Raw genomic sequence first — 22,677 nt, forward strand, 5'->3', positions numbered from 1 at the left:
AAATGGAAAATCTTAATTTAGTAGAATCATTTGCCGAATTTAAAGAATTCAAAAACATTGACAGAGCTACTTTAATGAGTGTATTGGAAGATATTTTCAGAAATATGCTCTTGAAAAAATATGGAACAGACGAAAATTTTGACATTATCATTAATATTGACAAAGGAGACCTGGAAATCTGGAGAAACCGGATAGTTGTTGAAGACAAAGATTTACAGAATCCGAACACGGAAATCGCTTTAAGCGAAGCCAAGAAAATTGATGAAGATTACGAAATCGGAGAAGACGTTACCGACGAAGTAAAATTGAAAGATTTCGGCCGGCGTTCCGTACTTGCTTTAAGACAAAACCTCTCTTCCAGAATCCTGGAACTGGAAAAAGACAACATTTACACCAAATACAAAGACAGAGTAGGCCAGATCATTTTAGGAGAAGTATATCAGGTGTGGAAAAAAGAAATACTTGTTCTCGATGATGAAGGCAACGAACTGATTATTCCCAAGCAAGAACAGATTCCCTCTGACTTCTTCAAAAAAGGAGATACGATTAAAGCAGTCGTTATCCGGGTAGAAATGCGGAATTCAAATCCCTATATCATCCTTTCCAGAACTTCACCTGTATTTTTGGAAAGACTTTTCGAGAATGAAGTACCGGAAATATTCGACGGCCTGATCACAATTAAAAATATCGTACGGGCTCCGGGAGAACGGGCTAAAGTTGCAGTCGAATCCTATGACGATCGTATCGATCCGGTCGGAGCTTGTGTCGGTATGAAAGGTTCCCGTATACACGGTATCGTACGTGAATTGAGAAACGAGAATATCGATGTCATCAATTACACCAATAATCTCCAATTATACATTACACGTGCATTGAATCCGGCTAAGATCAACCACATTGAAATCGACGATAAAAACAAAAAAGCCAATGTTTACCTGAATCCGGAAGAAGTTTCTCTGGCAATCGGGAAAGGCGGTCTCAACATCAAATTAGCCAGTCAGCTGACCGGTTATGAAATCGACGTGTACAGAGAATTCGACGAAGCCCAGGAAGAAGAGGATGTGAACCTCGACGAATTCAAAGACGAAATCGAACCGTGGGTCATCGACGAATTGAAAAAAGTCGGATGTGATACAGCGAAGAGTGTACTGGAATTAAACGAAGATGAACTCGAAAAGAGAACAGATCTCGAAATCGAAACCATACGCGAAGTAATCAGTATATTGAAGGCAGAGTTCGAATAATTCCGCCGAAAACAATCTTGTAAAAAATTAAAATCTCTATATGCCAGTAAGATTAAGTAAAATAGCCAGAGAATTTAACGTAGGAGTCGCTACAATTGTAGAATTCCTGCATGAAAAAGGGATCAAGATATCTTCTGATCCCAACACCAAACTCTCTGACGAAAATTATGCCCTGGTGGCTAAAGAATTTTCTTCAGACAGCGAAGTGAAAAAGGAATCCACAATGGTTGACCTGAAAAATACCCGTAAGAAAAAAGAAACCGTTTCCATTGACGACATGGGTATTATCACGGAAAAGAACGATGATGAGGAAGAGTTCATTTCTGTAAAAGACGAAGTAAAACTGGAAAACAAAATCAAAGTAGTCGATCACATTGATTTAAACACACCGGCCAAAGTGCAGAAAGAACCGGAAGCAGAACCCGTTCAGCAGCAACCGGAGCCGGAACCGAAAGAAACAGAAAAGCCTGTTGCCGAAGAAAAAACGACACAGGAAGTTCCTGCTGTTAAACCGGAGGAAGAAAAAGAGAATACAGAAACCGATAACAACGAGACACCGTTTAAAATTACGCAACCGACAGTCAAAGACGTCAAAGTCGTAGGCAGCATTGATCTCGACTCCATTAATCAACGTACCCGTCCTCCGAAAAAAAGCAAACAGGAGAAAGAAAGGGATCGTAAAGAATTGAAAAAAGTAAACCGGGTCGCTGTGCCGGTCAGGACAGAAACCCAAAATACCAATACGAATACCAATTCCGAAGAAAACTCGGAAGATGACGGAGACATCCGGAAAAAACGGAAAAGGATTCATCGTTCGGATGAAAAAGTAGCTGTTAATCCTTCAAACGATAAAAACAGCAAAATCGAAGAGAATAAAAAGAAACTCAAAAAACTGAAGAAAAAGAAACAGGACAAAACCGAAATTTCGGAAGAAGATGTCGACAAGCAAATTAAAGACACCTTCGCACGTCTCGGAAATAAAGGTAAATCTGCTGCTTCCAAACACCGCCGTGACAAACGGGATGCCGTGCAACAAAAATTGCAGGCAGAAATGGAACAGGAAGAAAAAGATAAAAGCGTTCTGAAACTGACGGAATTCGTTACCGTTGCTGAATTGGCAACCATGATGAGCACACCGGTAACGGATATTATATCGGCTTGCATGAGTTTAGGCTTATTTGTTTCCATCAACCAACGTCTGGATGCCGAAACCATTAACCTGGTAGCCGATGAATTCGGTTTCTCCGTTGAATTCGTCAGTATCGATATTCAGGAAGCAATTGAAGAAGAGGAAGATTCCGCTGAAAACATGCTCCCGCGTCCGCCGATCGTAACCGTTATGGGACACGTCGATCATGGTAAAACATCATTGCTCGACTACATCCGCAAAACCAATGTGATTGCAGGCGAAGCCGGAGGTATCACCCAGCATATCGGTGCCTACAACGTAAAATTGTCTGACGGTCGTGCTGTAACTTTCCTGGATACTCCGGGACACGAGGCATTTACCGCTATGCGTGCCCGCGGTGCGCAAGTAACGGATATCGCCATCATCATTATTGCAGCCGATGACAATGTCATGCCGCAAACCATTGAAGCCATAAACCATGCAAGTGCAGCGGGAGTGCCCATCGTATTTGCGATCAACAAAATTGATAAACCCGGAGCTAATCCGGACAAAATCCGTGAAGAACTGGCCAATATGAATTACCTCGTCGAAGAATGGGGAGGTAAATACCAATGTCAGGAAATTGCAGCCAAAAAAGGTCTGCATATCGAGGAACTGCTGGAAAAAGTATTGCTGGAAGCCGAATTGCTCGACTTAAAAGCCAATCCGCACAAAAAGGCCGTCGGTTCTATCATCGAATCTTCTTTGGACAAAGGACGGGGATATATTGCTACCGTATTGGTACAATCCGGTACTCTAAAAGTAGGTGATGTTGTTCTTGCCGGTCAATATTTCGGCCACGTAAAGGCCATGTTCAACGAAAGAGGTATAAAGCTGGAAAAAGCTGGTCCGTCAGAACCGACATTGATCCTTGGATTAAACGGCGCACCCCAGGCAGGAGACAAATTCAACGTAATGGCCAACGAAAAAGAGGCCCGTCTCCTGGCAAACAAACGCGAGCAATTACAACGCGAACAAGGCTTGCGTACGCAAAAACATATTACATTGGATGAAATCGGCCGACGGATTGCCATCGGTAACTTCCAGGAATTGAATATCATCGTAAAAGCCGACGTGGATGGATCGATAGAAGCCCTTTCCGACTCCCTGATCAAGCTGTCTACGGATGAAATTCAAGTAAATGTAATCCACAAAGCTGTCGGACAAATTTCCGAAGGAGACGTCATGCTGGCAGCGGCTTCCAATGCCATCATCGTCGGATTCCAGGTACGTCCTTCCATGAGTGCACGGAAGTTAGCGGAAAAAGAGCAAATCGATATCCGCCTATATTCTATTATTTACACCGCCATTGAAGAAATCAAAGCTGCTATGGAGGGTATGTTATCCCCGGAAATCAAAGAAGAAGTCGTAGCGACAGTCGAAGTACTGGAAACATTCAAAATTTCAAAAGTCGGTACAATTGCCGGGTGTATCGTACGTGACGGAAAAATCGCCCGTTCTTCCAAGATTCGCATCATTCGTGACGGTATTGTAATTTATACAGGCGAACTCGGTTCTTTAAAACGTTTCAAAGACGACGTGAAAGAAGTTTCCAAAGGCTTTGAATGCGGTCTGAACATTACGAACTACAACGACTTACGTATCGGAGATATGATCGAAGCTTTTGAAGAAGTAGAAATTAAAAAGACCTTATAATCCCATTGAAGGTCATTTCCACAGAAACCTGTAAAGCTTCGGTCAATACCGGACTTTACAGGTTTTCTTTTTCCAGCGCGGCAAAAACTTTTGCTTTTGTATATTCGTAAAACTCTTAATACAACAATGTGTAAAAATTAAATCCTATGAATAACATAGCAAAAATTTTAGACGACAAACAGGAATACTACCTCAGTCACACCTGTAAAACCATAGACAAACAACTCATACATGCTCCCTCTCCCGACTTTGTAAGTGAAGTATGGAGCAATTCCGACCGGAATATTCCCGTACTGAAAAGCTTACAAACACTCTTTAGTCACGGCCGTTTAGCTGATACAGGCTATCTTTCCATTCTTCCGGTCGATCAGGGAATAGAGCACACGGCCGGAGCCTCATTCGCTCCCAATCCCCTTTACTTTGACCCGGAAAACATCATCCGTCTGGCAATAGAAGGCGGTTGTAATGCCATAGCCTCCACATTTGGGGTACTCGGTTCTGTCGCCCGGAAATACGCACATAAAATTCCGTTTATCGTAAAAATCAACCACAATGAATTGTTGAGCTATCCCAACAGCTACGACCAGATCTTATTCGGTACTATCGATGAAGCCTGGAACATGGGAGCTGTTGCTGTCGGAGCGACCGTTTATTTCGGTTCGGTTGAAAGCCGGCGACAAATCATCGAAATAGCCCGGGCATTCGAATACGCCCATAAAAAAGGAATGGCTACCATTCTGTGGTGTTACTTGCGTAACCCTGCCTTTAAAACGGAACAAACCGACTTCCATACGGCTGCCGATCTTACCGGACAGGCCAATCACCTGGGTGTTACAATCGAAGCCGATATCATCAAACAAAAATTACCCGAAACAAACGGTGGGTTTACCACCTTGCACTTTGCCAAATCGGATCCCCGTATGTACTCGGCATTGAGCAGTGAGCACCCGATCGACAGATGCCGTTATCAGGTGGCCAATTGCTACATGGGACGTGCCGGCCTGATCAACTCCGGAGGGGAATCACACGGAGATACGGATTTACAGGAAGCCATTATAACCGCCGTTATCAATAAACGAGCAGGAGGTATGGGCCTGATCAGCGGCCGCAAAGCCTTTCAAAAACCGTTGGCAGACGGAGTACGCCTGCTCAATGCTATTCAGGATGTATACCTGGACAAAAGCATTACGCTGGCATAATACAAATCCATACATATTTAATTTTAATCGATAAACATGAAGAAAATAGTATTACTTCGCCACGGCGAAAGTACCTGGAATAAAGAAAACCGTTTTACCGGATGGACGGATGTTGATCTAACGGAAAAAGGAATCGAAGAAGCAGTAAAAGCCGGAAATCTATTGAAAGAAAAAGGTTTTCAGTTTGAAAAAGCCTACACTTCCTTTCTGAAACGGGCAGTAAAAACCCTGAATGTCGTACTCGACCGGATGGACCTCGATTGGATTCCCGTAGAAAAAACCTGGCGGTTAAACGAAAAGCATTACGGTAACCTGCAAGGCTTGAACAAAAGCGAAACAGCCGCTAAATACGGAGAAGAACAAGTATTGATCTGGCGCCGTAGTTACGACATCGCTCCGCCGGCACTCCAGGAAAACGATCCGCGAAATCCGCGTCTGGACATCCGCTATATGGGAATTCAAAGCGATCATCTCCCGTTGACGGAATCCCTGAAAGACACGGTCGAACGTATACTTCCTTACTGGAAAGAAGTAATCGTTCCGACATTACAACATTTCGACCAGCTCCTGGTTGTAGCTCACGGCAACAGCCTGAGAGGAATTATAAAATACCTCAAAAATATTCCGGACAATGAGATTGTAAAACTAAACCTCCCGACAGCCGTTCCCTATGTATTTGAATTCGACGATACGTTAAAATTACAAAAAGATTACTTCCTCGGCGATCCCGAAGAAATCCGTAAAATGATGGAAGCTGTCGCCAAACAAGGCCAGAAAAAATAATTTATGATTTATGATTTTTGATTTACGATTCTTATCAACCGGTAAATTCCGCAAATCTCACAAACGAACTTTCAAATCAGCCATAAACGGGTTCAGGAGATAATCTGCAACCGTAAATCAAAAATCATAAATCATCTTTCCTTCCTCCCGCCACTGCTGATTCAAAGTTAAATTCAGCGTTGAATAACTTTCGGATATTTATTGTTAAAGCGGTAGCCCACCCCCAGCATCAGAAAATTAGGCGTACTGAAATCGTGAATACTATAACCGACATGAACAAAAGAACTTCGGGTAACGGCAATTTTCAATGCCAAAATCTGATAAAAAGCCTTCAAATCCCCTTTTCCGTGTAAGACATTACCGCCGACACCGATTCCGATCGTAAAATAAGGCATCACATATTCCGCCCGGCCCGAAATACCCAATGCCAGTTGTTGATGGAGCGGAGGCTTATAAAACTCCTGTGTCGTACCGACAATATAATCCTCTGTAAAAACATTGGCACTTCCATCGTATACCCCATCCAACGACAATCCGATACGGAACTTATATCCGATATTATACATCGGATTAAAATTGAAGCCGAACACCGTATAGGCCTCCGGTGAAGCCACCTGCTTATCACCGAAAATAACCCCTTTCCGGCGCCACGAACCGAACAACACCAAATCGTAACTGATATGACGGGGAAACTTCGGTACAAAAGGCTTAAACAAAGACTTACCCAGTAAATCCTCTTTTCTGTTGATATTATATACCAAACCTATTTTCAAATCGACGGTATTCAAACCCGCATTCGGAATACGCGTATTACCGTTGGAAAAATGACTCAACGTCACACCGGTCATCAAATCCAAATGCCGGAAAAGACGCCAGTTTAAATAAAAATTAGTATTGATATAGGCATTTGTACTCGACCCGATCACCTTATTATAATTGTTTTTTCCGTAATCGTACGGTTTCCATCCCACTGAAAATCCGAAATTCCACTCATAATTAAGTGACAAATAAGAAGTAAAACGGGTGATACGTGCCCCCTGAAGCAAATAAAATGCAACCGGATTTCCTATTTCCTTCCGGTCCCCGAACGTATAGTAAGCCAATCCGGCCCCCTGGTATGCCCCTCCGTAAATCCGGTCGGCACAGGTATTGGGACGAAATTGAAACGAATAATTCAGATGAGAGGAAAAGGTATGTTTGATCGGTTTCCGATACATATTCTCTCCCCGCAGAAAAGAATTTGTCGTAAAAATATACCCCGGACGGGCTTCTACACTTAATCGATGAATAAAGCGACGCGAAAACGGCAGAGAAGCCGTATCGGAAGCAAAGTAATCAACCGCTTCTTTTTTTTCAGGCAACGATACGGTCGCCCCTCCCGCCCCTCCGGGAATAAGTATCCCTTCTTCTGCACAGGCTATACCGGACAAATAAAAAAGCATCACACCCAAAAGGGATATCACGTTCCACATCTGCATCTTACTTTTCATATAACTTCCCAAGCCTTATTTTACAATAGATATGCAGGAGCATTTTTTTCCAATAAGGTGCAAATATAATGATAATAAAATTGATAATACCTTACAAACAGTTAAGAAAAAAGGAGGTAAACCGCACAGATACTTAAATTTCACCCTCCACTTCTTCCTCTATAAACTCATCCCGGATCCGGGTATTTCTTGCTCACCTCCCTTAACTGCTTGAATTATGGAAAAAGGGAAAGCCTGTAAAAATACCGTAAAAATCCATTCGCTAAATCCGAGTTGCAGGTTAAAATATTTCATACTACATTGCATCCGCGAAATCAATGAACAACTTATTGGGAGCTTCAAATTTATTACATCTGAAACAGTAAACATCCTTTATTCCTCAATTATGTGGGTTACAATATTATTAGCTTCGATCGGAATATCTCTATCAGGACTTATTATTTCTGTTACATTTTACGGCGAAAATATAAAAGAATGCTGGAAAGAAACACTCATCTCATCCCTTTTAATTATTCCTGTTTTTATGTGTGTCATTTCACTATCGGTAATCGTACCGTTCGGACTGTCTGCATTGGGCATTGCTAATGAATATATACTCCTCGTGTTAATTATCAGTATGCCAATTATGACGACACCCATATTCTTATACAAGTACATTGTCATCCCGTTATATTATCTCTTATTCCGGAAAAAAGAAATGAATCCTGAATACACCAAACTTTTGACCGATAACGACTGTCATGGAAAAGTTTTTGTCATTAAAAACTCCAATATTGCATGTACTATGGGGATAACAAAGAAAAGTCAAATAATAATGATTGGTTCTAATCTTATAGAAAATCTGTCTAAAGATGAATATACAGGTATTTTACTCCACGAAATTGGACATATCAAATACAAGCATTTACGTAAACTCATACTTATCGACATTGTCGGCGTATATATTACCATGCTCACCGGTTTTCTTGCATCCTACAGCAGCAACAAGAATCCCTATGTCATCGTCGCTGCAATCGGATTAGCCGGAGGGTTAATACCATTTCTCAGAATAATAATGAAGCAATATGAGAAAAAAGCAGATGGTTACGCAGTTCAAATTATTGGTGCTGATACATATATATCGGCTCTTACAAAATTAAACGGACTCTTTGCGGGCAGAATGGATAAATACGATATTGAACATCCCAGATTAAAAGATAGAATTGAAAATATAAAAAAATGTTGCAAAAACCGACATTAACATATTCACAATGGCATTTTTCAGGTGATTCCAAACCTCTGTATGCAACACCTCCCGGCAATCCTTCCATTCGAATCCCGGTACATTAAAAAAAGAGCTAATCGATCCGATTAACTCTTTAACTTCAGCGGAGAGAAGGGGATTCGAACCCCTGATACCCTTTTGAGGTATACCCGCTTTCCAGGCGAGCCAGTTCAGCCACTCCTGCATCTCTCCAATACAGCGGGGCAAAGATAGAAAAAAAAGTAAATAATATAACAAGAACCCGAATTATTTTCAATCTAAAAAGGATAACCGATGGCCAGATTCAATACTAATCCGTCTCTGAAATCATAATTCCTGATATTAAAATATCCGGGTTTCCCCGTATTATAAGGAGCATGCAAGGCCACGCCCAAATCTGCCCGGATAACGATATAAGTAATATCGTAACGTAACCCGAAGCCGGTCCCCAAGGCAATTTCCCGCCACAAATCTTTCAAGCGGAATTCCCCGCCGGGACGTTCCTTTTCTTTCCGCAACAACCAAACATTTCCGGCATCGACAAATACAGCTCCATTCAACCGGCCGGCAATTTTAAAACGATAACCGATATTTCCTTCCAGCTTAATATCTCCGGTCTGATCCAGGTAAGCCGTCACCGACCGTTTTTCCGGATGATAGCTTCCCGGTCCGATCGATCGGATCTGAAAAGCCCGGATACTGTTGGCTCCTCCGATATAAAACTGCTCGCTGTAAGGCATCACTCTCGAATTTCCGTATGCATAGCCGATTCCTCCCATAAGCCGCATAGCCACCTGACTGTTTTCGGATACCTGACGATATTTGATAATCTCACTCGTCAATTTCAAAAATTGTGAATAGCGATTTCCCAATATCTCACGCCCTTCTCCCCTTTTCCCGGCCAGATACTGAATACCGGAAATAATATTCCCGGCCTGTGTAATGGAAGTTTGCCAGAAAAGCCGGTTGGGATTCCGGTAGGTCGCCGCCCGGTCAAAAGTATAGGTATACGACATCGACGGTATAAACTGATCTTTAAAACTCAGGGCTATCGCCGGATTTTTGTTCAGGGTAGAATCAAACTCATGTGACGTTCGCAACAAATGAGTATAATTCAATTTGAAAGGCACCACCGAATGATAATTCCGCCGGGAAGAATTAAAATCATAAGTAGCGCTTCCCCAAAACGAAATCATTCGAAAATAGCTATGCCGGTTCAGAAAATCCGTTCCGATCTGAAAATGAGTCCTCTCCTGACGATCCTTTCCTGATTTCAGAAAGCCGGGTACCAGCAAGCGCGGAACCGACAAATTCAGATTGACGCCCAACTCATAAGAGTTAATCAACCCGGAACGGCCTTTCGTCGTCTTTTCCCCTCCGACTTGCCATTCATAGGCTCCGGTCAATTTTAAAGAAAAAGTTTCCGCCCGTTTAAACATATTCTTATTATTCAAACTCAAGATCAATCCCGGCCCCAATAAATTATTCGATTTTGAGGCGATATCGACTTCCACTTCCGTTTCTATCGGCAAGGCATAATCCGCCGATATCTTATAATCCAGCTTACGTCCGTATGAAGTATCGACCGGATTGATCGTCAAATTGACGAATTTAAATACCCCCAGTTGCACGATTCCGCTTTGGGTCCGGTTTTGACGGCGGGCCGTATACAATTGTCCGGGACGCACTTTCACGGCCTGAGACAAGATTTTCGGTTTTAATGTCTGGGGAGGCGAATAATCCATTTGCAGGCGATCGTATTCCAAGGTATCCCGCCGGTCCGAATCGTCGTTCCCGAATAATGAAACGTCCACATTCCGTATTGTATAGGGATGAAAAGCCACTTCCGGGATACCCTGCTTTAATCCGATACGCAAATCGACTTCCCCGTGCCGCCGGGTGGTATCCGCCAAAAATTCGATATACTGGGGCTGAAAATAATAATATCCCCGATTGCGTAATATATCCGATATGCGTTGTCGTTCCTGCTCCAGCACATTTACATCATACTGTTCGCCGGCCTTGAGCAAGCTAAACCGCATCGACTGCCTGACCAAAGAATCCATCTGTCCTTTCCATCCCCATAAATCGACGGAACTATAACGGAAAGGATCGGGTAACTTCACCCAATAACTGATTTTGGCCTTTTTCGGATTGCGTTTACGGGGAATAATCTCATAACGGCTTTCCAGACCGAAAAAACCGAAATCTTTCATATTGTTTTCCACCATCTTCAACCTCAATTCAGGTTGTACATCCGATATCAGTACCGGTTCTTTCGCCAACTTACGATAAAGCCACCATTTGAGCCCTTTTTCTTTCTTTATATGCCAGTTATACACCCACAAACCGATCGGGAACGGACTTCTGACATAAGGTGCAAACAAAGGATTGTTAGGCGGATAAGACATCGGTGACGTCAATGCGGATTTCTCCGGCCCTTTCAGCTTCAACTTCGGCGGAGTTTCAATTTTCATTTTCTTTACACCGATATACAGCACCTCCCCGTCTGTCAGTTTTTTCGTTGTAGAACAAGAAAAAAACAACAGACAGAAAAAGGACAATAGGATACAGTTTCTCATCATTTCCTGGTTTCCCGTTTTGACTTTCGTATAAACAAATCCTTTACTTTCCGGAAACTCTTTCGCAACACAATACCGACACCCGTTTGGGTCACCTCTCCTTCCAGAACACTTTCATAATTGGTATGACGAAATACCTTTAAAAACCAATTCCGGTTCTTGGTAAACATATATTCAATAGCGATATCATCAACCAAATTATCTTCCATACTGCTTCCCGGATCATTATCCGCAGATATACGTCCTCCGATCTTTACATTCACCTTATCATTGAACAATTGCTTCGAAAACTGATAAGAATAATCGGTACGTTTCGTTTCCTGTCCTCCGGCCCCGATCTGATTATAAGTATCGATACCGAACGTCAACCCGGCATTCTTCAAATATTTACGACTCCACTGATTCAATTCTTTTTCCACAAAATTATTCAGCGTATTGTTGGCAGTACTTCCCGTATTGACAGTACCGGGTCCTGAATACGTCCCATATATCAGCAGATTCATAGCCTGTTTCGTCCTTTCTTCCGGAGAGAAAGCCGCCAATTGCACCTGAATAGCCTGATCATTGGGAGCCGCCAGATCAAAAGTAATCTGCGGTTGCTGCAAATTTCCCTGAATCAGAATCATAGCATCGAAATTCACCAGGCGGGAAGATTGATTATCCTCCGTCACACTGACCCTTACCGATTCGCTGGCCGTAATGTGAAATGCCGGATTATCGACAGGCCCGGTCCACTCGACATAGCTGCCGCTCTGTATGGTAAACAGTTTATTCCCCACCACCGGTATTGCATAACGTACAGTACCTCCTGCCAACGTATACTTACCGCTTAAATTATTTCCTTCCTCGGGAGTAATCGAAAAAATCAAATTACCCCCTCCCTGAATAGCAATCTGGTTATCCCCCCCTTCCGACAAATCCACATTCACATTCACGGCATCTCCGATCTCGATAAACACTTTCATATTGAAACTTCCGGTATTCACCCGATTGGTCAACAAATCCTTTTCCAGTAACGTTGTATCCCGAAAAGAAACAAAACGCACCAAATCCACACTCCGGTCCTTTAATTCAGGGGAAGAATTACGTAACACATAATTGATTGCCGTATTATTCAGCAATTTGACATTCCCGGTCAACTTCAGGTGGTCGAAAGGTCCCTGGATAGAAGCCGACAAATCGGTATATGCCTTTCCATACACCATCGACTCCGGATTGGCCTTCACGTTCACAATCTGGAAATCCCTGGCAGCAAGAGTCAAATCCATCCCCATCCTCGTCAAGGGCATCACGGTAACCGAACCGTCCACTGTCAGTGCATGCCGGTTCGGTGCCCAAAAACCGAACTTCTCGAAAAGAATCTTTCCGCTTTTTACCGGAATATAAGTCGTATCCAATACAAATCCGGTCCCCAGCATCGTTATATCTGCTTTGGCATCCCGGAAAGCAATTCCTCCGTTGACCGACATATTATCCATCGTTCCCCGGAGGTCTATCTTCCCTTGTAATTCTCCCGTCAACCGTAACAAATCCGACGGTAAAAAAGCATTGACGACGGATAACGGTAAAGAAGGCAGATCTACATCCACGGTAATCTCCCTGTTCCGGTCAGAAGTCGAGAAATCACCTTTGGCCACAGCCCTCGGTTTATCATCCAGATAAAGGGTAAAATCGACGGAATGATCCGTAAACCGGTTAGCCGCACTATAACTGACATCCAGATTAACATCCCCGATCCGCTGTTGTTGGTAATAAAAATTCAGAATATTAAAATCCCCTTCGGCTATCGTATGTCCATCCACCGTATAAAACAACAAATCCGTTCCTAGAATACCTTGTATATCCGGCACAAAAGGAATCATATTCGAAACCGAAGCCAGATCAATGCCATTGATTTCCACCTGAAGACGTCTTTTCTCATCTCCGTGGTCTTCCAAAGACTGCAAACTGATCAACTTCTCCTGATAAGCCATACGCAAGTCCGCAGTCATCACCCCTCCCTTATAAAAATTCAATTCATTACCGGCGTTGACCATCCATTTCGTATATCCCAGAACCGGATCATGCGGAAAAAAGTTAACCGAAAAAGAACTATCCCGGAAAGTAAACGCCGCTCCGAAATCCACACCGACCTGCCCCTCCTTATTCTTCTGCAACGCAGCAAGCTTAAAACGGTTATCCCGAACAGAGCCGTAGAGCACGACATCATACAAATCTTTTACAATCCCTTGTGGATTGAGAACTTTAACACGATAATCCATGCCATTCTCCTGCTGATGCAAAGAGATACATACGGAATCGAATTTCACCTTATCCAAAACAGGTCCGACAATCATGGCCTCCATATTCACCCCTTCGCCTTTTTGTGAAGCGGATTTCAACGACACCTCTTTAAAACGAATGCCCCGGGCCTGCAAATAACGTCCCATGACATTATCGACACTTCCTTCTATTGTCAGTGTATAATAAGGTAACAATGCCTGTATGCTATCCATTGCCAAACGCCGCTGCCGCACCTGTCGCTGAATCTCGCCGACGGCATTTCCCAACATCGCCGAAATCTCCGTCACAGCCGTATCGCTCCTGAATGCCAGCCGGAAATCACCGGAAACCAAATCCGCTTCCGTTTCTGCCGGTTCACTGTCCAGGCGCAAAGTTAAACCGCCTAAATCATAAGAATTACGGGCATCCTCAACCTTCACCTGACGGATATCCGTATTCAACAATATTTCTCCCTGCCTCCCCAGACTTGCTTTAATATCGAAATTCATCCCGACAGAAAATTCTTCAGCCACCCAATGCAGTTCCTGCAAAGCGACTTTTTCTACCTTTCCGTTTACATCCACAGCATACCTTTTCCCGATAGAATCGGCTTTAAAGGCTATCTCCGACAACAATGCCGGATCACCGCTCTTCAACAGCCCGTTTATACGGGGCCCCTGCACATCGGTTGCCAATAAAATATCCCGGTAACGATGTCCTTTATAAACCAATTCCCGTAAATCGAGAGTCAAACGGGCATTAGCCTTTCCGAACCGATACCCGTGCCCCGTCAACTTAATATCCGTCGTCAATATTCCGAGAGAATCCGCAGGCAAAAAACGTCCGATATCAAAACGGTCCGATACCAAACGTACATCATACCCTTCATTCTTCACGTCATAACTGCCGTCTACAGTAACACAGCCGGCTTCCCGGCAAAGTTCCAGACGGGGATGTAACACCCCTGCCCCGGCACGAGCCACCAAAGACAACCGCATCTGATCCGGTATGCGGAATCGCTTATTCTTTTCATTCAAAAAAGAAACATCCTGAATATTTCCCTCCAGATTCAAAACTCCGGCAAGATTATTCAAATCACGGAATGAAGCCACCTCCCCCGTACCCGACAAATCGAAATTACCGGGCATCACGGCCATAAACTTCCGGATACCGATACGATCCTCCCGATAAGAAATATCCATATCGAACTTTACACTTTTTCTCTCCATCCCCAACGGCATCTGCGCCCAAAACAAACGGACATCCTCCATCCCCACCGAAGCTTCCAGAACAACCCGCAAAGGCTCGGTTTTGCCTATCTCCGCCAACGGAGCATCGGACAAAGCGTTCAAACGTATACTAGTGTATGGGGTCCGGATGCTGACATTTCCCAACTCGGTCCGTTCCTCACCCATATCGACATTCGCCTGCATCTTTTCAATCCGTCCACCTTGCGCCCTCACAACCTGCAAACGACTCAAATCAGCCTTTACAACAGCTCCCCGATTATATACGCTATCGATCCGAAGTCCGATATCCGTCAAAGTAAGCTCAAACTTTTTATTTTCAGTTCCCGACATTGAAAAAGCCGAATTTTCCAATTCCAGATGGCCGGCTTCTACGGTCCATAAGCCGGCAGTATCCGGAGATACCGCCCCCTGTACCGGACTTACACTCTGCGTATCCATTGGAATCAAATCGCAAACACCTCCCGACAAATTCACAGAATCGACATTCACCTGCCGGTGCACCATATCGACAACACCTCCGGCAATTATTCCTTTTCCAACTCCGGCATACAAACGCGACAAAGCCTCCGAGGTCATTGTATAATATACCCGATCGATCTCCAATTGCCGGATAACAAATGTCCAGTCGAATGAAGAAGCATTTTTTATAGTATCCCGATCTTCCCTGCTCACGCCGGTCGCAAGAAACACATCTCCTCCGGAACACAACAGACGGCTGATATCCACACGTTTCTCCCGCAAGCTAACCACATCCGCCTGCAACCCGACCCGATCGGTACGTACTTTCAAAACCATACCGGTAGTGTCGTTTCTCAAATTCAACACCACATCTTCCAGTTGTAAATCATCTACGGCAATCTGTCCCCACATTAAACGGCCTATCCCCGCATTCAGACGTAAACGTCCCAGATAAGCCAACGTATCGGTATTCGTTTTTCCCGCATATACCCTTTTCAAAGATAAATCTACCGGAAATTTCAAAGATAACTCTCCGATCCCGACCGTCATATCCCAGCGCGAGGCTGCATATTCCACCACCCTGTTCTTTATATAACGCTGTACGGCAGGTATATAAAGCAAGCTAACCAGCAGTAGAATCAACGCCACAAGAACCCCCAGCGTCCGAAAAAGATATTTAAAAAACTTCCTCATACTTCAGCCCGATACATACAGTTTAAAGATAAAAAGTCAAACATCAAAAATAAAGAAATAATATGGGAAAAAGAGGATGTGTCAAAAGTAAACTTTTGACACATCCCCTTCATGAGTGACCAGTCACAGCTCTTCTGTATTAAGAAGGCATATTATTTTCCCAATCGGGGTTCTGAACGACTCCGAAACCGGCGTTTACTTCGGAAGCAGGTATCGGATATACAAAGGCTGCCACATTAAAATCCTTATAGCTGCCATTGGATACACTGATCAGCATTCCGGTACGCCGTGCATCATACCAGCGGAAACCTTCTTCGAAAAACTCCCGTCTCCGCTCCTGGGCGATGAAATCCAGCAAATCAGCAGTTCCCGAAGGTAAGTCCGTAACCGCAGTGATAGCCGGATTTCGCTTGGCCGTATACAGCAAAGCTTTTTGTGCTTCACCCGTATTGTTCAGATGGGCATAAGCTTCCGCCTCAATCAGCTTCATCTCTGAAATCCGGAACACCGGTATATTATTGACAGCTTGAGAAGTCGGTATACCGTCGAATTTTTTCGGATGCCGCGTTTTTACATCGATCAGCTTCAGCCGGACATCATCTGCACCGAAAATTTTGACAACCGTATCGGTAAGAGCACCCCTGTAGCTGCCATACAGCGTATTCAACGAATTAGCCGACAAATTATCGTTCTCCGATTTGGCAATTGTAAAAATATCTTCGTCACTGATGGCCGTCGACGACCACATCTTCAAATAAGCCTCATTGGAAATCTCCGTAGCATTCCGTAAAATAACGGCTGAATCGGCTGCAACGATCGCCCGGTTATAATTCTCCATATACAACGACACCCGGGCCTCCAAAGCATAAATAGCCGCACGGTTCATATAATACTGATCCGGCAAAATAACATCGTCCTCATTATTCAGATTGTAATTGTCAACATAAGTATACCATTTGGCAGATTCTGCTATGTCTGCCAATATATTGGCATAAGTTGCATCCACAGTCGCCCGTTCTACCTTTGTAAAAGAAGGAATGGGTTCTTCTCCCGGCAATACGATCCCCAATTGAGAATTGGCTTCCCCCGCTTTATAAGGCAAAGCAAATACGTTGACCAACACATGCTGAGACAAAGCTCTCAATGCATAGCACTGAGAGATGTACGAATGCAAGCTGGCCACATCCTTATCCGATAAATGCAAAGACCCGGCCTTTTCCAACACGGCTTTAGCTCCTGCAATCGTACGGGTAGCCCGGTCGAGCACCTGATAGCCTCCCAGCCAGATTTCGTCCAGATTCCCGTCGGTATCCGAAAAATTATACCGGTTGATAGACAGGAAATGACCTGTTGAAGCACTGGCAACAGCATTGTCTGCAGCCATATCTCCCAAAGCTACGACATTTCTTCCGTAAAAATAATAATAGCCGAAAGCATAGTACATACCGTTCATGCCGTTCTGTACATCCTGCACCGTTTTGTATGCATCGTCCGTAGGTACATTCTGGAAATTGTCCAAATCCAGAAAATCATTACAGGAACATAACAGCAATACGGGCAGCCCGATTAAATATTTCAATTTATTTTTCATATACTGATTTTTTAATTATAAGCCGTCGGACGGCAATTGTATTTTATCTTTTAAAAACCGATGGTTACACCGAACATGATATTCCGCGGTGTCGGATAATTCCACCATTGTATACCGTTAGCGCCGATACCTGCAGGATCGAATCCCCGGAAATTCTTGGCACAGAAAGTATACAGATTGTCAGCCGTCATAAAAACACGGGCCGATCCCAAATGAGCCATATCCGTAATACGTTTCGGCAATGTATACCCCAAAGACATCGTCCGGATCTTCAAATAACGCCCGTTCATCAAAAAGCGGGTAGAAGCGTTGTTAGCCGCAGAGCCGTCTCCGAATACAAAGCGCGGCACGTCCGTACGGTCTCCCGGTTTCTGCCAGCGATGGTCATATACATACCGGGTGGTATTATCAAATCCGGAACCTCCGATCTGTTCGTCATACGTCAGATTATCTCCGTAAATCTTACCGCCTAATGAATAATTCAACTGAAATGAAAAATCAAACCCTTTATAACTCATACGACTGATAATACTCCCCTGAAATTTAGGACTGGCAGCTCCGACATAACGCTTGCCGGCTTCGTTGTAATTCTTCGTAATTTCGCTTCCTGTTGTTCCTTTATACCATTGTGCTTCTCCGGTTTGCGGATCCACACCGGCATATTTCTTCATCTTAAACGTATAAATATCACGTCCTTTCTCGACAATTGTAATCGCCCCCTCTATAGGTTCGTCCGTACTCAACTTGACAATCTTATTCTTATTGTGAGAAGCGACCAAACTCAAATCCCAATTAAAACCGTTCAAGCGCAAAACCTTGGCATTAATCGTAAACTCAATACCCTGATTTTCCAGTTTACCGATATTTTTAGGTATCGTCTCCAATCCGGTAGTCCGGGATACGGGCACCAGAAATACCATATCCTTGGTCCGGTGGTAATAATAATCGAATTCCAAAGTAATACGGTCCAGGAAAGAAACATCCAGTCCGACATTGAATTTATTCGTCTGCTCCCATTTCAACTTGGGATTCCCCTGCTGCTCGTGTGCACTTCCCGGCAGACCGTTGTAATTATAGCCGAATCCGAACAAATTCCGGGAAGCATACCAACCGTGGGCAAATGCCGAATCCCCGACATCCTGATTACCGGAAGTACCGTAACTGGCTCGTAAAGTCAGGTTGTTCATCCAGGATTTTACCGATGCCATATAATCTTCTTCCGTCAAACGGTATTTGACTCCGACAGACCAGAATCCGGCCCATCTGTGATCCTTTCCGAAACGGGAAGAACCGTCGGCCCGGGCACTGGCAGAGAAATAATATTTATTCATATAATCGTATTGGCCGTTAAAAAAGAAGGAAGCCAACGCAAAATCATTTTTACTGGTCGAGGCAGAACTGGGCACAGCAGCATTCGCCACCTGGTTCATATTGAACAACGGATAATTGGAAGCTGCCAGGTAAGAAAGATTTTCCTTCGTTTTCTGTACTTCCTGACCAACCATCAGATTGAGATTGTGCACGTCGTTTATCGACTTGATATAACTCAATGTATTGGTGATACTGAGCAATGTACGGGTTGTCGTACCCTGTTCGCCCAAACCCCTCATATCCGCACCCTGCGGCTGCAAAAACGACCAATACCCGAATTCTTTCAAATCATAAAAATCAATACCGATACGGGAATTAAAAATCAAATCCGGCCGGAAATTTACCGTCAGATAAGGAGTAATTGTCGCACGGTACTGTTTCCCCTCACTCTTATCTCCGTATTTGCTTCGTTGAGCCACAGGATTATATCCGTTAAGGGTATTGAAATTCCAATCTCCGTTCTCATCTTTCACCGGTATCAAAGGAGATTGCATATAAGCCTGGGTAATCGGGTCGGAAAAATAACCGCCCCCAGCACCCATATTGGTTTTGGTATAAGAAAGATTCAAAGCAAATCCGTAACTGATCAGTTTACTGGGAGACTGGGAAAAATTAAAACGTCCGGAATAACGCTCCAGGTCCTTACCGATCACCAATGCTTTATTATTAAAATAGTTGAAAGACGTATAGAACTTAGGAGCCGTTTCCGTATTACCCCCTCCCTGTAAATCGAGATTGTATTCCTGAACGAATCCGACACGGGTCACCTCGTCAAACCAATTGGTATTCGTCTTTCCGTCGGTTTCCAGATAAGCATACATCATATCCTTCATACCTTCCGGAGTATAAGGGAAATAACCGCCGAACACCACGTTATTATAATAAGCGGCATTACCGCCCTCCCCATACAATTCGTAATCGTTCATCAACCCTTCCACCTGTAATTCGGTGTAACGTTTTGCATCCAACGGTTTATAAGCTTTAGGAATGGAAGGTTTCATCTCCATACCCAATTTAACCGTCAGGTTCACCTGCAACTTTCCGGCCCGGCCCTTCTTTGTCGTAATGACGATTACCCCGTTAGCAGCCCGGGCTCCATAAATAGAAGTTGCCGTAGCGTCTTTCAATACGGTCATCGATTCGATATCCGAAGGACTTAATGTAGAAAGCGGAGACAACGATTGCGATTCGGAAGAACGCATCCCCATTGTTTCTGCCGTAACAGGAACACCGTCAATCACATACAAAGGCTGTGTACCGGAATTCAAAGAATTACGTCCCCGGATGAAAATGGTTGCCGGAGCACCGGGTTGTCCGGAAGATACATTCATCTGTAATCCGGGCACGGTTCCCTCCAGCGCTTTGATCGGATTGGCATCCGTCTTATCGGCAATATCCTTGGAACCCACAGTAGAAGCTGCCCCCGTAAATGCTTTTTTACGGGTCACTCCATAACCGGTCACCACAACTTCTTCCAGATTCTGTGCATCACTCTCCAAAGCAACATTAATCACCTGACGATTGCCGACAGTCTCGTTCTGCGTTTTCATGCCGACAAAAGAAAAAATAAGTACATCTGAAGGCGCTGCTTCAATTGTGTAACGACCGTTCACGTCCGTAGCCGTTCCGGTCTGCGTTCCTTTTATCACAACGGAAACGCCGGGCAGCGGAAGCCCGTCACTTATATCCGTCACAATACCGCTGATTGTACGCGTCTGAGCGTAACTCACCTGTAAACCGATAAAAAACAGGAGAGACAATAAACCGATTAGTTTTCTCATAAATGTTAGTTTAGATTAGTTATAAAAACCTGCTATTGCAACTTTTTTTGATTTGTTTAACGAATTCCAACGTTATCGGTTTCAATACCTCTTAATTTTAACAAAATAAAAAAGAGGACCGTAGTCCTCTTTTACATTCGTTAGTAAATTAAAACATCAATTTACTTCGATCATCTTGTTCTTAATGGCATACATGACCAATGCCGCCGTATTGCGGCAACCGGTTTTACTCAATAAATTAGCCCGATGCTTATCTACCGTCCGCTTACTGATAAACAAAGCCTCTGCAATCTCCTGATTGGATTCCCCCTTGCAAACATGGTATAAAATCTCCATCTCCCTATCGGATAATTCATTATCAGGAACATCTGCGGTAGTTTTACTGTTATCCCGCATATTATTCAGAATATTGAACAGCAACTCTTCCGAAAAAAAATTCTCCCCGGCGGCTACCTTCTGAATTCCCTTGATGACATTTTCGATCCCGGTGTTCTTCAGCATAAAGCCCTTGGCTCCGGCATCGATCATCTGATAGTAGTATTGCTCGTCCCCATACATCGACAGGACAATGATTTTCAATTCCGGATGCAAATGCAAAGCTTCCCGGGTGGCCTCGATCCCATTCATTTCAGGCATCTCAATATCCATCAGCACCACATCACATTCCGTTAATGGTAAATTTTCAATAAATTCCCGTCCGTTCGAAGCTTCGTAAATATGCTTTACGAAATCCTGTGTCGACAACAGCAGCTTCAACCCTTCCCTGAACAGCTTATGGTCATCTACCAGATAAAGTTTCAATTTCTGCATATACTTTCTATAATAAGTAATCTGTCAAAATTAATTATACGTTCCAAGGTTGCAACATTCTATATTCAAAAAGGCTACGTAAATATTAAATAAGTCCATGAATTCATCACAACTTAATAAATGCCTTCGCCTGCATACCTTTTCCCCGTTCACTCATTATCTCAATTCCCCCGTTACCGGACTTGAGACGATATTGCATATTATCCAACCCCATACCGTATTTTGTAGCCTGACGGCTCACATCAAAACCGATACCGTTATCGGTATATGTCAAATATATAATTTCATCGGTAAGCTTCAATTCGATACGGATTTTATCCGCCTCGGCATGACGCAAAGTATTATTGATCAATTCACAAATCACCCGGTACATAATCACCTCTACATTATAACCGAACCGGCGGTTTCCGATATTGGTTGTAAAACTGATATCGAGAGCTTTTGCCGAACGCAATTTCTTAATAAAAGAATCGACGGCATCCTTCAACCCGAAATTATTCAAAATGTGGGGACTGATATTGGCAGAGATATCCCTCACACTGATAATAGCCTCATCTACGGCTTGTTTCAGATTTTGTTTTATTTTTTCATTCACTTCCGGTTTGGCATCCCCGCTTAATCCCGACAACAACATTTTTACGACACTCAACAAAGGCCCGAGCCCATCGTGCAACTCCTTGGCAAACCGTTGCCGCTCCCGCTCCTCTGTCCGAATGACAGCCGAAAGCACTTTATTTTCCGTTTCCCGGCGAATCTCATCCAGACGTCTCATAAACTGAAAAATCTTCCGGATATAAAACACGCCGATCAACAACACCAAAGAAATCACAAAAGCCAGACACTTCTGCACCACAGCCAACTCCTCTTCCCATTCCGGGTAGATTGTAGGGAAAAGTTCGAATATACGGGACACCACCATCAATATAAATCCCGTTGAAATCAATATCCAGGAAGCATTGAACTTCGTCCGTTTAAACAAGCTGATAGCAATTGCCGCTGCCAGTACCTGAAACAACAACGACATATATACCAGAATAGTAGATAGCATAAATTTGTATTATAGCATTATAAGAATTCCTTGCAGCACCCTCCGAC

Annotated in this window: 12 protein-coding genes and 1 tRNA gene; 5 read left to right on the forward strand and 8 right to left on the reverse strand. The window is 43.7% G+C overall.

The annotated features are described in order from the left end of the window. Positions 1-2 precede the first annotated feature (2 nt). The 4 genes from nusA to gpmA all read left to right on the forward strand — a co-directional run bounded on the left by nusA (position 3) and on the right by gpmA (position 6,050). Positions 3-1,244, forward strand: coding sequence for a transcription termination factor NusA (gene nusA, locus BN8908_RS10390; RefSeq protein ID WP_068690457.1), 1,242 nt, complete (start codon positions 3-5; stop codon positions 1,242-1,244). Positions 1,245-1,284: 40 nt separating this feature from the next. Continuing rightward, positions 1,285-4,068 carry a translation initiation factor IF-2 gene (gene infB, locus BN8908_RS10395; protein WP_068690458.1) on the forward strand — a complete coding sequence of 928 codons (2,784 nt, stop codon included), beginning with the start codon at positions 1,285-1,287 and terminating at the stop codon, positions 4,066-4,068. A 146-nt stretch (positions 4,069-4,214) separates the two neighbouring features. Further along, a complete protein-coding gene (locus BN8908_RS10400) occupies positions 4,215-5,267 on the forward strand; it encodes a class I fructose-bisphosphate aldolase (protein ID WP_068690459.1) in 1,053 nt (350 codons plus the stop codon). A 36-nt stretch (positions 5,268-5,303) separates the two neighbouring features. Beyond that, positions 5,304-6,050: a 2,3-diphosphoglycerate-dependent phosphoglycerate mutase gene (gene gpmA, locus BN8908_RS10405; RefSeq protein WP_068690460.1), complete on the forward strand. Its 747-nt coding sequence runs from the start codon at positions 5,304-5,306 to the stop codon at positions 6,048-6,050. A 173-nt stretch (positions 6,051-6,223) separates the two neighbouring features. Here gpmA and BN8908_RS10410 read toward each other — a convergent pair whose 3' ends face one another. Next, positions 6,224-7,540, reverse strand: coding sequence for an acyloxyacyl hydrolase (locus BN8908_RS10410; protein ID WP_068690462.1), 1,317 nt, complete (start codon positions 7,538-7,540; stop codon positions 6,224-6,226). A 217-nt stretch (positions 7,541-7,757) separates the two neighbouring features. Between BN8908_RS10410 and BN8908_RS10415 the strand changes: the two genes are divergently transcribed. Next, entirely contained in the window at positions 7,758-8,780 is a 1,023-nt protein-coding gene (locus BN8908_RS10415; RefSeq protein ID WP_082989247.1) for a M48 family metallopeptidase, read from the forward strand. 128 nt (positions 8,781-8,908) lie between these two features. On the opposite strand, the gene BN8908_RS10420 is transcribed toward BN8908_RS10415, so the two are convergent. The 7 genes from BN8908_RS10420 to BN8908_RS10450 form a co-directional block, all read right to left on the reverse strand. Continuing rightward, a tRNA-Ser gene (locus tag BN8908_RS10420) sits at positions 8,909-8,996 on the reverse strand. A gap of 65 nt (positions 8,997-9,061) precedes the next feature. Then, positions 9,062-11,368, reverse strand: a complete 2,307-nt coding sequence (gene tamL / locus BN8908_RS10425) for a translocation and assembly module lipoprotein TamL (protein WP_068690469.1) — start codon at positions 11,366-11,368, stop codon at positions 9,062-9,064. After that, on the reverse strand, positions 11,365-16,029 hold the full coding sequence (locus BN8908_RS10430) for a translocation/assembly module TamB domain-containing protein (protein WP_068690471.1): 4,665 nt from the start codon (positions 16,027-16,029) through the stop codon (positions 11,365-11,367). Before BN8908_RS10430 ends, tamL begins: the two co-directional genes overlap by 4 nt. Before the next feature lie 139 nt (positions 16,030-16,168). Then, the gene (locus BN8908_RS10435) at positions 16,169-17,620 is read right to left on the reverse strand and encodes a RagB/SusD family nutrient uptake outer membrane protein (protein WP_068690473.1); all 1,452 of its coding nucleotides are present in this window, start codon (positions 17,618-17,620) and stop codon (positions 16,169-16,171) included. 50 nt (positions 17,621-17,670) lie between these two features. Continuing rightward, entirely contained in the window at positions 17,671-20,772 is a 3,102-nt protein-coding gene (locus tag BN8908_RS10440) for a SusC/RagA family TonB-linked outer membrane protein (protein WP_068690475.1), read from the reverse strand. A gap of 156 nt (positions 20,773-20,928) precedes the next feature. Further along, positions 20,929-21,582 carry a response regulator transcription factor gene (locus tag BN8908_RS10445; RefSeq protein ID WP_021987423.1) on the reverse strand — a complete coding sequence of 218 codons (654 nt, stop codon included), beginning with the start codon at positions 21,580-21,582 and terminating at the stop codon, positions 20,929-20,931. A 106-nt stretch (positions 21,583-21,688) separates the two neighbouring features. Then, complete coding sequence (locus BN8908_RS10450; RefSeq protein WP_021987422.1) at positions 21,689-22,630, reverse strand: sensor histidine kinase; 942 nt, start codon at positions 22,628-22,630, stop codon at positions 21,689-21,691. Positions 22,631-22,677: the final 47 nt, after the last annotated feature.

Source organism: Culturomica massiliensis (genome assembly GCF_900091655.1).
In the GTDB taxonomy this organism is placed as follows: Bacteria; Bacteroidota; Bacteroidia; order Bacteroidales; family Marinifilaceae; genus Culturomica; species Culturomica massiliensis.

What these genes read in the sequence shown, in the direction of transcription:
- nusA (WP_068690457.1), top strand. Translation starts at nt 3, where the DNA reads ATGGAAAATCTTAATTTAGTAGAATCATTTGCCGAATTTAAAGAATTC.
- infB (WP_068690458.1), top strand. Translation starts at nt 1,285, where the DNA reads ATGCCAGTAAGATTAAGTAAAATAGCCAGAGAATTTAACGTAGGAGTC.
- BN8908_RS10400 (WP_068690459.1), top strand. Translation starts at nt 4,215, where the DNA reads ATGAATAACATAGCAAAAATTTTAGACGACAAACAGGAATACTACCTC.
- gpmA (WP_068690460.1), top strand. Translation starts at nt 5,304, where the DNA reads ATGAAGAAAATAGTATTACTTCGCCACGGCGAAAGTACCTGGAATAAA.
- BN8908_RS10410 (WP_068690462.1), bottom strand. Translation starts at nt 7,540, where the DNA reads ATGAAAAGTAAGATGCAGATGTGGAACGTGATATCCCTTTTGGGTGTG.
- BN8908_RS10415 (WP_082989247.1), top strand. Translation starts at nt 7,758, where the DNA reads ATGGAAAAAGGGAAAGCCTGTAAAAATACCGTAAAAATCCATTCGCTA.
- tamL (WP_068690469.1), bottom strand. Translation starts at nt 11,368, where the DNA reads ATGATGAGAAACTGTATCCTATTGTCCTTTTTCTGTCTGTTGTTTTTT.
- BN8908_RS10430 (WP_068690471.1), bottom strand. Translation starts at nt 16,029, where the DNA reads ATGAGGAAGTTTTTTAAATATCTTTTTCGGACGCTGGGGGTTCTTGTG.
- BN8908_RS10435 (WP_068690473.1), bottom strand. Translation starts at nt 17,620, where the DNA reads ATGAAAAATAAATTGAAATATTTAATCGGGCTGCCCGTATTGCTGTTA.
- BN8908_RS10440 (WP_068690475.1), bottom strand. Translation starts at nt 20,772, where the DNA reads ATGAGAAAACTAATCGGTTTATTGTCTCTCCTGTTTTTTATCGGTTTA.
- BN8908_RS10445 (WP_021987423.1), bottom strand. Translation starts at nt 21,582, where the DNA reads ATGCAGAAATTGAAACTTTATCTGGTAGATGACCATAAGCTGTTCAGG.
- BN8908_RS10450 (WP_021987422.1), bottom strand. Translation starts at nt 22,630, where the DNA reads ATGCTATCTACTATTCTGGTATATATGTCGTTGTTGTTTCAGGTACTG.